Genomic DNA, 14,085 nt, shown 5'->3' on the forward strand with positions numbered 1-14,085 from the left:
TTTTGTGTGTTTTTATGTGTTGGGATCGCGCGACGGGGCCGGCGGGCCGGCCGGCCCGGCCGGCCGGCCGGGCGTGTGCGACGACTCCGCGCGGGGCCGCGGCTCCGCGCGGACTCAGGTCACGCACTCTCCTCCGGGCCACCGCTCTCCTCGTCGGCAGACTTCTCTTCCTTCGGGGCCGCCTGGGCGGCCTCCTTGGGCGTCGCGCCCGGCTGCGGCTCGGCGACCGCCACCCGCGCGGGGCGGATGGTCCGCTCGCCGATCCGGTACCCGGGCTGCAGGATCGCGACGCACGTCGTCTCGGTGACGTCCGGCGCGTAACTGTGCATCAGGGCTTCGTGGATCGTCGGGTCGAAGGGCTCGCCCTCCTTGCCGAACTGCTGCAGGCCCATCTTCGCGGCGACCGTCTCCAGCGACTCCGCCACCGACTTGAAGCCGCCCACCAGCTCGCCGTGCTCCCGGGCGCGACCGATGTCGTCGAGCACCGGCAGGAGCTCGGTCAGGAGGCCCGCGACGGCGATCTCCTTGACCGTGGCCCGGTCGCGCTCGACCCGGCGGCGGTAGTTCTGGTACTCGGCCTGGAGCCGCTGGAGGTCGGCCGTGCGCTCGTTGAGCGCGGTACGGGCCTGGTCCAGCTGCGCCGTCAGGCCGGCCGACTGCGCGCTTGCGTCCCCGGCCGGGGCCGCCGGGCCCTCCTCCGCGGAACCCGCGGAAGGAGTCTGCCCGGCGGACGCGGCGGCCTCGGCGGCGTCCTCAGGGGCGGCGCCGGAGGGGACGTCGGGCTGCTGCTTGTCGAAGCCCGGGGTCTCCTCCGTCATGCGGCCCCCTTCGGCTTCTCGTCGTCGACGATCTCGGCGTCGACCACGTCGTCGTCGGCAGCGGCACCCTGCTGGCCCGCCTGCCCGGCGTCACCGGGGGCACCGGCGGCCGGACCGGCCTGGGCGTCGGCGTACATGGCCTGGCCCAGCTTCTGGGAGACGGCCGCGACCTTCTCGGTGGCGGTGCGGATCTCCGCGGTGTCCTCGCCCTTGAGCTTCTCCTTGAGCTCGGCCACCGCCGTCTCGACCTCGGTCTTGACGTCGCCCGGAACCTTGTCCTCGTTGTCCTTGAGGAACTTCTCCGTCTGGTAGACGAGCTGCTCGCCCTGGTTGCGGCTCTCGGCGGCCTCGCGGCGCTTGTGGTCCTCCTCCGCGTACCGCTCGGCCTCCTCACGCATCCGGTCGACCTCGTCCTTCGGCAGCGAGGAGCCACCGGTGACGGTCATCTTCTGCTCCTTGCCCGTGCCCAGGTCCTTCGCGGTCACGTGCATGATGCCGTTGGCGTCGATGTCGAAGGCGACCTCGATCTGCGGGACGCCGCGCGGGGCCGGCGGCAGGCCCGTCAGCTCGAACATGCCGAGCTTCTTGTTGTACGCCGCGATCTCGCGCTCGCCCTGGTAGACCTGGATCTGCACGGACGGCTGGTTGTCCTCGGCCGTGGTGAAGATCTCGGAGCGCTTGGTCGGGATCGTGGTGTTGCGCTCGATCAGCTTGGTCATGATGCCGCCCTTGGTCTCGATGCCGAGGGACAGCGGGGTCACGTCGAGGAGCAGGACGTCCTTGACCTCGCCCTTGAGGACACCGGCCTGGAGCACGGCGCCGATGGCGACGACCTCGTCCGGGTTCACACCCTTGTTGGCCTCGCGGCCACCGGTCAGCTCCTTGACGAGCTCGGCGACGGCCGGCATGCGGGTGGAGCCACCGACGAGAACGACGTGGTCGATCTCGGAGAGCTGGATGCCCGCGTCCTTGATGACGTTGTGGAACGGGGTCTTGCAGCGCTCCAGCAGGTCGGCGGTCAGCTGCTGGAACTGGGCGCGCGTGAGCTTCTCGTCCAGGTGCAGCGGGCCCTCGGCGGAGGCGGTGATGTACGGCAGGTTGATCGACGTCTCGGTGGACGACGACAGCTCGATCTTCGCCTTCTCCGCGGCCTCGCGCAGACGCTGGAGAGCCATCTTGTCCTTGGACAGGTCCACGCCGTGGCCGTTGGCGAACTGCTTGACCAGGTAGTCGACGACGCGCTGGTCCCAGTCGTCACCACCGAGGTGGTTGTCACCGTTGGTGGCCTTGACCTCGACGACGCCGTCGCCGATCTCCAGCAGCGAGACGTCGAACGTACCGCCACCGAGGTCGAAGACCAGGATGGTCTGGTCGTCCTTGTCCAGGCCGTACGCGAGCGCCGCGGCCGTCGGCTCGTTGACGATGCGCAGGACGTTCAGGCCCGCGATCTCGCCGGCCTCCTTGGTGGCCTGCCGCTCCGAGTCGTTGAAGTACGCCGGCACGGTGATGACCGCGTCGGTGACCTTCTCACCCAGGTACGCCTCGGCGTCCCGCTTGAGCTTCTGCAGGATGAACGCGGAGATCTGCTGCGGGTTGAAGTTCTTCCCGTCCAGCTCGATCTTCCAGTCGGTGCCCATGTGCCGCTTGACGGACCGGATGGTCCGGTCCACGTTGGTGACCGCCTGACGCTTGGCCACCTCGCCGACGAGCACCTCGCCGTTCTTCGCGAAGGCGACGACGGACGGCGTGGTCCTGGCGCCCTCGGCGTTGGTGATGACGGTGGGCTCGCCGCCTTCCAGAACGCTGACGACGGAATTAGTCGTGCCCAGGTCGATGCCGACCGCACGTGCCATTTCGATTCCTCCAACTGACTTGAGTGGAACAGGCTCAAGGATGCCTCACCGAATCGGCCGCGTCAACAGACCTGAGTCGGGCTGGCTCAACTTTCCTACTCGGGGGCATGGCGGAGCCGGACGCGCGGCCGACCGTTCCGCCCCGGCTCGCGCGGGGGCGGCGCGCTCTCCACCGGCCGCACGACCCGCCGGGAATCCCTGCCACTACCCACCCCCCACCTGACCATGCGATGGTGCAAGAAACGAGACAATTGGCACATTTCTCATAGAACGGTCAGGTGTGAGCCGTGCATCTGGATCTGGACCTCATCCCGCACCCCAAACGCCTCCTGGACGTGACCCTCGGCTCCGTCCTGCTGGCCCTGGCCGCCCCGCCCCTCGCGGTGGCCGCCTGCTGCGCCGCGCTGGGACGGCCGCCGGGGGGCGTGTTCGAGACGGAGACCAGGACCGGCCTGGACGGCAGGCCCTTCACGATGCGCTCCCTGCGCACCCGGCGCTTCCGGCTGGACACCCTGTCGCGCCTCCCCCATGTCGTGCGGGGGGAGATGTCACTGGTCGGCCCGGCCCCGCTGGCACCGGACGAGCCGGGCGCGGCGGCGGAGTGGCGCCAGCGGGTGCGGCCGGGGCTCACCGGGCCGGCCCAGCTCCGGCGTCACTCACCCCTGCCGTGGGACGAGCCGCTGCTGCTCGACCAGCACTATGTGGATCACCACTGGATCGGGCTGGACCTGGTCGTTCTGCTCCGCACGCCGGCGGCCCTGCGGCGGGGCGGGGTCAGGCACGCCTGAGCGACGCAGATCACCGCCGGCGCGGCTACAGTGCGGCGGAATAACTGGGTACGCTCGAACGGACTGGATAAGTTACCGCTTAGTAGTACCCACGTCCTCCCACCCTCGCAGGCCCGAGGAGCCTCCATGCAACTCGCCGCGATCATTGTGTCGCTGACCCTGACCGTGGTCGGCGTTGCGCTGCTCGCCCGCGCCATCGGCCAGTTCGTCCGCCACTTCAAGCTGGGGCAGCCGGTCCCCGCCGGCACCCGGACCGACAACCCCTACCAGCGCAGTGTCACGCTGGTCCGGGAGTTCCTCGGCCACACGCGGATGAACCGGTGGGGCATCATCGGCATCGCCCACTGGTTCGTGGCGGTCGGCTTCCTGACCCTGCCGCCGACGATCATCACCGCGTACGGCCAGCTCTTCCAGGCTGACTGGACCCTGCCGGTGCTCGGCGGATTCCTGCCCTACGAGCTGTACATCGAGTTCATCGGCGCGATGACCACCCTCGGCATCGCCACGCTGATCGTCATCCGGCTGCTGAACCTGCCCTCGCGCCCCGGGCGCAAGTCCCGGTTCGCCGGCTCGAAGATGGGCCAGGCGTACTTCGTCGAGTACGTCATCCTCACCATCGGCCTCGCCATCTACGTACTGCGCGGCCTCGAGGGCGCCCTGCACCACGTCGACCACTACGAGCCCGCGTACTTCGCCTCGTACCCGCTGGTCCTGGCCCTGAAGGGGCTGAGCGTCGGCGCGCTGCAGAACCTGGTCTACCTGTTCGCCATGATCAAGCTGAGCACCACCATGATCTGGATGATCACGGTCTCGCTCAACACCAACATGGGTGTGGCCTGGCACCGGTTCCTGGCGTTCCCGAACATCTGGTTCAAGCGGAACGCGGACGGCTCGACCGCGCTGGGCGCCCTCCAGCCGATGACCTCGGGCGGCAAGGAGATCGACTTCGAGGACCCGGGCGACGACGACGTCTACGGCGTCTCCCAGGTCGAGCAGTTCTCCTGGAAGGGCCTCCTCGACTTCTCCACCTGCACCGAGTGCGGCCGCTGCCAGTCGCAGTGCCCCGCCTGGAACACGGGCAAGCCCCTCTCCCCCAAGCTGCTGATCATGTCGCTGCGCGATCACGCGCACGCCAAGGCGCCGTACCTGCTGGCCGGCGGTGGCAAGACCATGGAGGGCGAGGAGAAGGCCTCCGCGGAGCAGCTCAAGGACGTCCCGGCCGCCGCCCTGGCCGAGGCCGAGCGCCCGCTGATCGGCACCCTCGAAGAGAACGGTGTGATCGACCCGGACGTGCTGTGGTCCTGCACCACCTGCGGCGCCTGCGTCGAGCAGTGCCCGGTCGACATCGAGCACGTCGACCACATCGTCGACATGCGCCGCTACCAGGTGATGATCGAGTCGGCGTTCCCCTCCGAGGCCGGCACGATGCTCAAGAACCTGGAGAAGAAGGGCAACCCCTGGGGGCTGGCCAAGAAGCAGCGGGTGGAGTGGACCAAGGAGGTCGACTTCGAGGTCCCGATCGTCGGCAAGGACGTCGAGGACCTCACCGAGGTCGACTACCTGTACTGGGTGGGCTGCGCCGGCGCGCTGGAGGACCGGGCCAAGAAGACCACCAAGGCCTTCGCCGAGCTGCTGCACATCGCGGGCGTGAAGTTCGCGATCATGGGCGGCGACGAGAAGTGCACCGGTGACTCCGCCCGCCGCCTGGGCAACGAGCCGCTGTTCCAGCAGCTCGGCCAGGAGAACGTGGCGATGCTGAACATGGCGTTCGGCGAGTCCTTCGACGAGGACGGGGACGAGCCCTCCACCAAGAAGCCCGCCTCCTCGAAGAAGATCGTCGCGACCTGCCCGCACTGCTTCAACACGATCGCGAACGAGTACCCGCAGCTCGGCGGCGAGTTCGAGGTCATCCACCACACGCAGCTGCTCCAGCACCTCATCGACGAGGGCAGGCTGACCCCGGTGACACCGGTCGACGGTCTGATCACGTACCACGACCCGTGCTACCTGGGCAGGCACAACAAGGTCTACACGCCGCCGCGCGAGATCATGTCGGCCGTCCCGGGCCTGCGCCAGCAGGAGATGCACCGCCACAAGGAGCGGGGCTTCTGCTGCGGCGCCGGCGGCGCGCGGATGTGGATGGAGGAGCGGATCGGCAAGCGCATCAACACCGAGCGCGTCGACGAGGCACTGTCCCTCAACCCGGACATCGTCTCCACCGCCTGCCCGTTCTGCCTGGTCATGCTCACGGACTCGGTGAACGGCAAGAAGAACGACGGCAAGGCCAAGGAGAGCCTCCAGGTCGTCGACGTGGCCCAGCTGCTGCTGGAGTCCGTCAGGACGCCCGTGGAGGGCACGCCGACGGAGGACAGCGAGCCGGAGCCCGCGCCGGCGAAGTAGCCGGTGCGGCAGCCGGCGCGAGCCGGCAGACGTGCGGCAGCGGCCGGACCAGCCCCTCGGGGCGGGTCCGGCCGCTGCCGTTCCCGGGGCTCCCGCCGCGTCCTCGCGGGCCCCGAAGGCCCCCTAGGGGATGTCACAGCTCGGTGGCAAAGGGCCCCGCTCGCCCGGGCCGGGGCGCCGCGCACAGCGGGACCAGGTACTTTCGGTGAGTGGCTGGATTCAGGATCGGACGCGGCCGGGACAACCGCACCCCGCAACAACAACCGCAGCAGCAGGCGCGGCAGGCGCCGTACGGCAACGCGGCACCGCCGCCCCCGTACGCCCCGCAGCACCAGCAGCAGTGGCCCCAGGGGCACGCTCAGGCGCGCGGGCAGGGGCACCCGCAGAGACACGGGCAGGGGTACGGGCAGGGGCACGGGCAGCAGGGGTACGAGGAGCCGGAGTACTTCGGCGACCCGTACCACCAGACGCCCCACGCGCCGCAGCCACCTCATGACCCGTACGCGGCGAACAACCCGGGCCACACCCGGGCGTTCAGCATCGGCGACGACCCGTACGGCGACGGCGCCACCTACCGCGCCGGCACCGCCCCCGCCCCGGCGGGCCCGCGACTGCACTGGAAGCAGCTGCTGAGCGGCATGGTGATGCGCCCGGGCCCGACGTTCTGGCAGATGCGCGACCACGCCGTGTGGGGCCCCGCGCTGACCGTCACCTTCCTCTACGGCCTGCTGGCGCTCTTCGGCTTCGACCAGGCCCGTGACGAGGCGATCAACGCCACCATCTCCACGGCCATCCCGTACGTCCTGGTGACCGGCGTGATGTTCGTGATCGGCGGCCTGATCCTGGGCGCGGTGACGCACACGCTGGCACGCCAGCTGGGCGGCGACGGCGCCTGGCAGCCGACCGTGGGCCTGTCGATGCTGATCATGTCGATGACCGACGCCCCGCGCCTGGTCTTCGCGCTCTTCCTGGGCGGCGAGAACCTCCTCGTACAGATCATCGGCTGGCTGTCCTGGCTGGCGGCGGGAGCGCTGTTCACCTCGATGGTGAGCAAGTCGCACGACCTGCCGTGGCCCAAGGCCCTGGGCGCGTCGGCGATCCAGCTCGTCGCGCTGCTGTCGCTGATCAAACTGGGCACGATCTGAGGCGCTGCGTACGCGGCGTACGTGCGTACGCGAGGCGGTGGACACGCGAAAGGGCCCCCGAGGGGGCCCTTTGGCGTACTTCCGGGACTCAGGCGTCCAGCACCTGCCCGGAGCGCCGTACGACGGGCTTGTCCACGCTCCACGGGAAGTTGATCCACTCGTCGGTGCGCTTCCAGACGTACTCGCACTTCACCAGCGAGTGGGACTTCTCGTAGATCACGGCGCTGCGCACCTCCGCGACCGTACCGAGGCAGAAGTCGTGCACCAGCTTCAGCGTCTTGCCGGTGTCGGCGACGTCGTCGGCGATGAGGACCTTCTTGTCGCTGAAGTCGATGGCGTTCGGCACCGGCGCGAGCATGACCGGCATCTCCAGCGTGGTGCCCACACCGGTGTAGAACTCCACGTTGACCAGGTGGATGTTCTTGCAGTCCAGCGCGTACGCCAGACCGCCGGCGACGAAGACACCGCCACGGGCGATGGAGAGCACGATGTCGGGCTCGTACCCGTCGTCGGCGATGGTCTGGGCGAGCTCCCGCACGGCCTTGCCGAAGCCCTCGTAGGTCAGGTTCTCCCGTACGTCACTCATGCTCACACCTGCGTCCGATGGAAGTTCTGGAAGGACCGCGAGGCGGTCGGCCCGCGCTGGCCCTGGTACCGCGACCCGTACCGCTCGCTCCCGTACGGGAACTCGGCCGGCGAGCTGAGCCGGAACATGCACAGCTGCCCGATCTTCATCCCCGGCCAGAGCTTGATCGGCAGGGTCGCCAGGTTCGACAGCTCCAGCGTGACGTGCCCGGAGAACCCGGGGTCGATGAAACCGGCGGTCGAGTGCGTCACCAGACCCAGCCGCCCGAGCGAGCTCTTCCCCTCCAGCCGCGACGCGAGATCGTCCGGCAGCGTGATCACCTCGTAGGTGGAGGCGAGCACGAACTCCCCGGGGTGCAGGATGAACGCCTCGTCACCCTCCGGCTCGACCTCGCGCGTCAGGTCGGCCTGCTCGACCGCGGGGTCGATGTGCGGATAGCGGTGGTTCTCGAACACCCGGAAGTAGCGGTCCAGCCGCACGTCGATGCTCGAGGGCTGCACCATGGATTCGTCGTACGGGTCGATACGGACCCGCCCGGCGTCGATCTCGGCCCGGATGTCCTTGTCTGAGAGAAGCACGTCCCGAGGATACGCAGAGCGCGCGGGCCCGCCCCAATCGGACAGACCCGCGCGCCTCACCGCGGGACCCCGCTAGCGCCGCTCCAGCTCCAGCTCCCGCTCCACGGGCACCGGTACGGACACGGGGGCCGACACGGACCCGGGCACGGGCACGGCATGCCGCAGTCGCGCGCACCGGGGACACCGAATGAGCCGTCCGGGTCCGAGTCGACCGGCACCGAGCTGCTGCATCGGGAACGACGCGGTACTGAAAACGTGCCCTTCGGCACAGCGGACGACGGTGCGCTCCATGGAGTCCATCAAGTCCCTTCCCCAACCAAGCGTGGACGAGACAGCCACATTAGGGGATCAACAGGACACCACTCCAGGCGGCACTCCGGCCGCCACCCTACGCCCCAACTCCCGCGCCCCGGACGCCGGATCATCCCCCGAACGACACGAGGACCCCGGGCCCCGCTGCACCGAGGGCCCGCGATGAGGTACAGTGAGCGACGATGCGGCACCGGTACTCCGGCCGCTGCGCGGGTGTAGTTTAATGGTAGAACATGAGCTTCCCAAGCTCAGAGCGCGAGTTCGATTCTCGTCACCCGCTCTTGAACGAAGGCCCAGGTCAGCGACCTGGGCCTTCGTCGTTGCCACGACCTCTTCGCACCCGCGTGCCAGGGCTGCCGAACGTGCGGCTGCCCCGGTGAGGTGCCGCGGCGCGGCGGCGGTGCGTCAGCTCTGTGCGGTGTCGTCGCCCGTCTGCCCGTCGCCCTCGGCTGCGCCTGCCTTCTCGCGCATCTTGCGTGATCGCGGTCTCCTGCGGTGCCTCGTGGCAGGGACGGTCCGGCCGTGGCCGGCCTTCGCCGTACTGGCGGCGCGGATCGGCCGCCGCAGCCCCGGACCGGCCCTGTGGGGCGGGGTCCTCGCCGTCCTCGCGCTCTTCGCCCGGACGTTCGACGCCGATGTGGACCACCTCGCCTTCCAACTCGCTGATCGGCAGGGCGCGGAAGCCGCCGCCCGGTTCGTTGGCGAGACGTACGCCCTTTCCACATCTTCAGCGCCCTGTACCTCGCGGTCACGGGCGGCTGGCTGCTCCTCGCCATCGGGCCTGGCGGCGCGCGTACTGGGCCCTGTTCGGGCGGTCGCTCTGCGGTGACCTCCGCGTTGCCGCTCGGCGTGCTCAAGGGCACCACCCCGCTGTCGGTCGTGGCCGTCGCGGGCCTCTGCCTCACCCCCGTCCCGCTGGACATCGCCGTGCTGCGTGACGGCCCACGGCCGGGCGCCCGGCCGCGCCACGGCCAGCGCCATGGACGGCATTGGGGCGACCCGGCGGATCTGCGCCTCCCCGACTCCTCGCGGACGCCCCGCCGGCGGAGGTTCTGTCCACGATCCGAGTCATCGCCGCGGGCGACTTCCTTGGCTCCCTCGGTGACCCGCCGCCTGATCGAGGAGTCCACCCGCCGCCCGGCTCCGGCCAAGGGCCGTGGCCGGCCCGGCCATCTCGACCGCAGGGGTGACGGAGCAGGAGCACGAGGTGCTGGAGTTGATCGCGAACGAAGAGATCACGGCGCGCCTGCATCTGAGCATGCGCACGGTGAAGACCCGGGTTCGGCTCCCGTCATCCGCTCTTGAACGAAAGCCCCGGTCGTCGACCGGGGCCCTCGTCGTCGTCCCAGCCCTCCGCACCCCGACTCCTGATCGACGCTCCCGTTCGCTAGGGTGAACACCAATACGCGCAGACACTCGTATGAACGGCGCGACGAGCGGGGGCTCACCATGCGGAACGCCGACCTGGACGTCTCGGAGGACGGCCTCACCGGGCTGGCCAACGACCTCGACGAGACGCAGCGCTATCTGGAACAGCAGACCCGCGCCATGGACGAGGTCGTCGACAAGATCGCCATGGGCTGGCAGGGGCCCACCGCCACCGCGTACCGCTCCCTGCACCGCGGTGTCGCCGAGGACGCCGTACGCATCCGCCAGGTGCTGATCCTTCTCGAGGCGGCCATGCGCGCCTCGCGCGACGGCTTCACCGAGCAAGAACTCGACACTCTGGCCCGGATCCGGCAGATACAGGAAGGCGAAGACGTGTCCGCCGCCGCCCGCGGCCTCACCGTGCCCGACCCGGCGCCCACGCCGGACGCCGGTCAGCCGAAGAGCCGCATCCTGGACGTCTGAACCACGGGGGATCAGCACTATGCCGGATGAGGACCGGATCACCGTCAACTTCGCCACGTTGCAGCGCCTTTCGGGGGACTTGGAGGACATCCTCCGCGCCCTCAACGAGAAGCTGGACACGCTGTACGGGCGGGCCACCAAGGTCGTACTGACCTGGGACGGCGAGGCCCGCGAGGCCTTCATCGACGAACTGGACAAGTGGAGTCGCTCCGCCGACGACCTCAGGGCCGCCCAGGCCTGGCTCCATGAGGTCGTCGTCAAGGGGCACCTCAACTACGCCGCGGCCAACAGGTCCGTACTCGAGGGCTGGGGAGGCGGCGCCTGATGGCAGGGCCCTCCACGCCCGCCCAGTCGCCGGGTGGCAACGGCACCATCGACGTCAAGCCCAGCGACCTGTGGGCGGTCTCCGGGCGGGTCGCCGCGCAACAGGACTTCCTGGTGCGGGCCGCCAACAGGCTCATGGAGGAGCTCGGCAAGTACCCCGACGCCGGAGGCGCCGGTGCGGAGGCCCAGAGGTTCGCCCAGGCGTACAAGAAGACCGGCGACCGCTGGCTGGAGGTCTGGGGCCGGTCCGTTCTCAGCGTCGGCGGCGTCGCGGTCGGGTTCACCGAGACGGCCAACGCCTACACCAGGGCCGACGCGGCCGCCCACCCCAAGCCGGGGAAGACGGCCGAGCAGCGCCCGCGGCCCTCGGTCATCGACAAGGCGCCCGACTTCGGCCCCATGCCGCTCATCAAGTGGGGCGACGACGACGGCATCGACGACATCGAGCGCGGCATCATGGAGGGCATCCCCGAGATCGTCCGGGACGTCCTCCAGCCGCTGTGCAGGAACGTGTTCCGGCTCGGGCGGGTCGCGGACGTCTTCCCGTACCCCCAGCAGCACTACCTCAACTCCCTGCACCACAGCTGGATGAACGTCGCCATCGCCGTGACCACGGGCGCCGACCAGCTCACCCAGGCCGTCGGCGCCATCACCAACCCCCAGCAGGCGGAGTGGGAAGCCGCCATGAAGACGTTCTGCAGCGCGCTGTGGGGCGCGACCTCCTGGGGTCAGTCGCGGCACAACAAGCAGTGGGCGCACACGGCAGGCTCCGGACCGGGCACGCCCAAAGTCCCCACCGGCAGTCAGCCGGTCCTGGCCGTCCTGAAGGACACCGCCGACGACATCGCCACCATCCTGCGCGAGTACGCCGAGGGGGCCGTCGACCTGAACCGCGACGTCGCGGACGAACTCAAGCGCGCCATGCTGGAGGCCGCCAAGGAGATCCTCGACGACCTCGCCAGGCCCAAGGGCCCCAAGAGCCTCCTCACCGGCGTCACCTCCCTCATCGGCAAGGGCGCGGGCCTGGTCCTCTCGTTCGACGTCAAGACCGTCCTCAACATCAACACGGCGAAGCTCAACCGGATCGTGGACACGTACACCGGCATCCTCGACGGGCTGACCACCCGCATGGAGGCGCTGAAGGGTCCGCTGGACGAGGCGTACCTGAGCGCCCCCAAGTTCGAGGCCGGCGTCGCCCGCGCCCAGGGCTTCGGCATGCGCGCCCTGGAGGAGTTCAAGGAGTCCAAGGTCTGGCTGAAGGTCGACTCGGTCGGCAAGTACGACCTGAACCTCGCCGCCAACGAATACTTCGAGCACGGCCACACCCTGGACCGGCACGTCGGCAAGACCGACGAGCAGTTGGCGCAGCGCCTGCGCGACCAGCAGGTAAACGGGCCTACGGCGGCGTGGCCGCACGGCAAGCCGTATCCCAAGGCCGCTTCGTCCTTCCCGGACTACCGGCGGGCGGAGGAGCTGACCGAGTACAACCTCAACAAGAACAAGGCCGCCATCGAGGCGTGGATCAAAGGCCCGCCGCCGCCGGGGGACGGACAAGTCAAGGACTTTCACTCGACCGCGCCCAACGGCGAGACGAGTGGCCGCAGTGTGTTCAAACAGCCGGTGGACCCGAACGACCCGACGTCCGGGTACAAAGAGGGCGGGATGGGCGCCAAGGCGTACGACGTGAACGGCATCGACACGCGCATCCGGTACGACAGCAACCGCACCCCGCCGTTCACCGTCATGACGTCGATGCCCTCGAAGTCCTAGCGCCCCGCCGAGAAAGGCCAGCACCACATGTCCGTCGACCAGACGTCCTGGGAAGCCGCGGTACGTCACCTCTTCGAGGACGCGTACCCGTACGACGCCACGGGCCCGCGCCGTCACGAGGACTGGGTCCTCGACGTCCTCGCGCTGATGGCGCGGGCCGTGCCGGACCCACGGGGCTGGGCGGTCCTCGACGACGCGGCGCAGATCCGAGAGCGCGAGGGGAGCCCCACCTTCCCGTTCGCCGCGCACCCCCCGGAGTACATCGCGCAGCGTCTCACCGAGATCGACCGGGCCAGCGCCGAGAACCTGCTGCTGGCCCTCACGGACGACTGCTGCACCCTGTCGAACCTGCGGCGGTTCACGGAGAGCGAGGAGGAGCTGCGGGCGATGGCGCGCACGATCCTCGCGCGGTACGGAGACGAGGCCACCTACCACACCAACGTCAGCAGGCCCGGGCTTGTGCCCGGCACCCTGGACTTCACGACGTCGCACTGGGGGTACAACCCGCTGAGCGACGTCTACTCGGAGGACTGCGGCCTGATCGTCGTCTCCGACACCGAGGTGGGCATGTTCTGGAACTTCTCCGACTACTGACCCAGCCGCTGACCAGGTGCTTTGAGAGGATGCCCCGTGCTGACCCGTTCCGCTTCCTACTCCGACCGGGAGACCGCCCAGTGGGCGACCCAGCAGGTGGTGACCGCCAACGAGCAGGTCATCCACCGCTGGCTGGCCCAGGGCACCCGGCCCCGGCTCACCATCGAGGCCGCCTGGCCGTCGCGGGAGGAGCCCGTCGGGCGGGTGCAGCTGGAGGGGGACCTGCTGGCCGGCCTCGGGCCGGTCGACGTCCGGGCGGCGCGCGTGGTGCTGCGCCGGGAGGCGTCGAGCCCGTACGGCTTCGTCGTCCACACGACCTTTCCGTTCTACCTGTAGGGCGTACGCCGATGTCCATGAAGCCCCTCGAACACGACCGCCGGTACGGCGAGCTGGACCAGGTGATGCGCGCGTACCTGGGGCAGTCGGCCGACGACACCCCGGAGCGGCGCAGCCGCGCTCTGGACGCGTACCTCCGGCACACCTGGCACACCCGCCCCGCCGCCATCGCGGAGGCGGAGCGGCAGCTGCGCGAGTACAGCCGCAACCCTCCGGGCCGCATCCGGCGCGACCTGGGCGAGTTCTACGCGATCCCGGACACCGGGATGCCCCAGTCCGAGATCGGCGACTGGCTGATGGTCCTGGCCGACCGCCTGAAGGAAAGCATCGAGGGAGGCGACGTCCCGGAACCGTCGTCCCCGCAGACGCATTGGGAGTGGCACGCGCGCTTCCCGGAGACCGCGCAACTGCTCGGCGGCTGGTTCTCGCAGGACATCGTCGACGAGTTCCCCGACCACGACGCCGCCCTCGCCGACTACGCCGCCACCACCCATCCCCAGCTGGTCGCCCGCCTCGTCGGCGAGCTCCACGAACTGCTCGCCCTCCCCCTGGACGAAGGCGACTACGCCTTGGCCGCCGCCGAACTCGGCATGGAGGTCGGCCCGCCCGCGCCGTTCTCCTACGGCGCCTGGTTCCAGTCGGTGGCGACCACGCTGTCCGGCGTCTGATCCGGCCTTGGTGGCCGGTCCTCGCTCGTCCCGGAGGGAGTCGCGGCCGCCCGGAAGGCCGG

14 protein-coding genes and 1 tRNA gene are annotated in these 14,085 nt (G+C 69.7%); 10 read left to right on the plus strand and 5 right to left on the minus strand.

Annotated elements, in window-relative coordinates; all coding sequences use genetic code 11:
- Nucleotides 1-119: 119 nt before the first annotated feature.
- Together grpE and dnaK are read right to left on the minus strand one after the other, a co-directional pair.
- A complete protein-coding gene (gene grpE, locus AB0H53_RS24125) occupies nt 120-818 on the minus strand; it encodes a nucleotide exchange factor GrpE (RefSeq protein WP_362116990.1) in 699 nt (232 codons plus the stop codon).
- Entirely contained in the window at nt 815-2,671 is a 1,857-nt protein-coding gene (dnaK, locus tag AB0H53_RS24130; RefSeq protein ID WP_362116993.1) for a molecular chaperone DnaK, read from the minus strand. Before dnaK ends, grpE begins: the two co-directional genes overlap by 4 nt.
- A 287-nt stretch (nt 2,672-2,958) precedes the next feature.
- On the opposite strand from dnaK, the gene AB0H53_RS24135 reads away from it, so the two are divergent.
- The 3 genes from AB0H53_RS24135 to AB0H53_RS24145 all read left to right on the plus strand — a co-directional run bounded on the left by AB0H53_RS24135 (nt 2,959) and on the right by AB0H53_RS24145 (nt 7,004).
- Complete coding sequence (locus tag AB0H53_RS24135) at nt 2,959-3,459, plus strand: sugar transferase (RefSeq protein ID WP_362116996.1); 501 nt, start codon at nt 2,959-2,961, stop codon at nt 3,457-3,459.
- Nucleotides 3,460-3,585: 126 nt separating this feature from the next.
- On the plus strand, nt 3,586-5,859 hold the full coding sequence (locus AB0H53_RS24140) for a (Fe-S)-binding protein (protein ID WP_362116999.1): 2,274 nt from the start codon (nt 3,586-3,588) through the stop codon (nt 5,857-5,859).
- A 209-nt stretch (nt 5,860-6,068) separates the two neighbouring features.
- Nucleotides 6,069-7,004, plus strand: coding sequence for a Yip1 family protein (locus AB0H53_RS24145; protein ID WP_362117002.1), 936 nt, complete (start codon nt 6,069-6,071; stop codon nt 7,002-7,004).
- Nucleotides 7,005-7,092: 88 nt separating this feature from the next.
- Here the strand turns inward: AB0H53_RS24145 and AB0H53_RS24150 are convergent, their stop codons facing one another.
- The 3 genes from AB0H53_RS24150 to AB0H53_RS24160 form a co-directional block, all read right to left on the minus strand.
- Nucleotides 7,093-7,590, minus strand: coding sequence for a phosphoribosyltransferase (locus tag AB0H53_RS24150; protein WP_362117005.1), 498 nt, complete (start codon nt 7,588-7,590; stop codon nt 7,093-7,095).
- 2 nt (nt 7,591-7,592) lie between these two features.
- A complete protein-coding gene (dcd, locus tag AB0H53_RS24155; RefSeq protein WP_362117006.1) occupies nt 7,593-8,168 on the minus strand; it encodes a dCTP deaminase in 576 nt (191 codons plus the stop codon).
- Nucleotides 8,169-8,240: 72 nt separating this feature from the next.
- The gene (locus AB0H53_RS24160) at nt 8,241-8,468 is read right to left on the minus strand and encodes a hypothetical protein (RefSeq protein ID WP_362117008.1); all 228 of its coding nucleotides are present in this window, start codon (nt 8,466-8,468) and stop codon (nt 8,241-8,243) included.
- A gap of 221 nt (nt 8,469-8,689) precedes the next feature.
- Here AB0H53_RS24160 and AB0H53_RS24165 point away from each other — a divergent pair.
- From AB0H53_RS24165 to AB0H53_RS24195, 7 genes are all read left to right on the plus strand, one after another.
- Nucleotides 8,690-8,760: transfer RNA gene (locus AB0H53_RS24165), tRNA-Gly, on the plus strand.
- A 1,112-nt stretch (nt 8,761-9,872) separates the two neighbouring features.
- Nucleotides 9,873-10,331 carry a WXG100 family type VII secretion target gene (locus AB0H53_RS24170; protein WP_362117010.1) on the plus strand — a complete coding sequence of 153 codons (459 nt, stop codon included), beginning with the start codon at nt 9,873-9,875 and terminating at the stop codon, nt 10,329-10,331.
- 19 nt (nt 10,332-10,350) lie between these two features.
- A complete protein-coding gene (locus tag AB0H53_RS24175) occupies nt 10,351-10,656 on the plus strand; it encodes a WXG100 family type VII secretion target (RefSeq protein ID WP_362117013.1) in 306 nt (101 codons plus the stop codon).
- The gene (locus tag AB0H53_RS24180) at nt 10,656-12,425 is read left to right on the plus strand and encodes an RNase A-like domain-containing protein (RefSeq protein WP_362117016.1); all 1,770 of its coding nucleotides are present in this window, start codon (nt 10,656-10,658) and stop codon (nt 12,423-12,425) included. The genes AB0H53_RS24175 and AB0H53_RS24180 overlap by 1 nt, the downstream gene beginning before the upstream one ends.
- 27 nt (nt 12,426-12,452) lie before the next feature.
- Nucleotides 12,453-13,019, plus strand: a complete 567-nt coding sequence (locus AB0H53_RS24185; protein WP_362117019.1) for a hypothetical protein — start codon at nt 12,453-12,455, stop codon at nt 13,017-13,019.
- Between the two features lie 36 nt (nt 13,020-13,055).
- Nucleotides 13,056-13,355, plus strand: a complete 300-nt coding sequence (locus AB0H53_RS24190; protein ID WP_355110554.1) for an RNase A-like domain-containing protein — start codon at nt 13,056-13,058, stop codon at nt 13,353-13,355.
- 11 nt (nt 13,356-13,366) lie between these two features.
- Nucleotides 13,367-14,023, plus strand: a complete 657-nt coding sequence (locus AB0H53_RS24195) for a contact-dependent growth inhibition system immunity protein (RefSeq protein WP_362117022.1) — start codon at nt 13,367-13,369, stop codon at nt 14,021-14,023.
- Nucleotides 14,024-14,085 lie beyond the last annotated feature (62 nt).

It is taken from the genome of Streptomyces sp. NPDC050856 (genome assembly GCF_040653855.1).
Taxonomy (GTDB): Bacteria; Actinomycetota; Actinomycetes; order Streptomycetales; family Streptomycetaceae; genus Streptomyces.

Excerpts from the sequence above, each read along its gene's own strand:
- AB0H53_RS24160 (WP_362117008.1), bottom strand. The coding sequence starts at position 8,468 with ATGGACTCCATGGAGCGCACCGTCGTCCGCTGTGCCGAAGGGCACGTT.
- AB0H53_RS24195 (WP_362117022.1), top strand. The coding sequence starts at position 13,367 with ATGTCCATGAAGCCCCTCGAACACGACCGCCGGTACGGCGAGCTGGAC.
- grpE (WP_362116990.1), bottom strand. The coding sequence starts at position 818 with ATGACGGAGGAGACCCCGGGCTTCGACAAGCAGCAGCCCGACGTCCCC.
- AB0H53_RS24150 (WP_362117005.1), bottom strand. The coding sequence starts at position 7,590 with ATGAGTGACGTACGGGAGAACCTGACCTACGAGGGCTTCGGCAAGGCC.
- AB0H53_RS24185 (WP_362117019.1), top strand. The coding sequence starts at position 12,453 with ATGTCCGTCGACCAGACGTCCTGGGAAGCCGCGGTACGTCACCTCTTC.
- AB0H53_RS24140 (WP_362116999.1), top strand. The coding sequence starts at position 3,586 with ATGCAACTCGCCGCGATCATTGTGTCGCTGACCCTGACCGTGGTCGGC.
- AB0H53_RS24180 (WP_362117016.1), top strand. The coding sequence starts at position 10,656 with ATGGCAGGGCCCTCCACGCCCGCCCAGTCGCCGGGTGGCAACGGCACC.
- AB0H53_RS24175 (WP_362117013.1), top strand. The coding sequence starts at position 10,351 with ATGCCGGATGAGGACCGGATCACCGTCAACTTCGCCACGTTGCAGCGC.
- dnaK (WP_362116993.1), bottom strand. The coding sequence starts at position 2,671 with ATGGCACGTGCGGTCGGCATCGACCTGGGCACGACTAATTCCGTCGTC.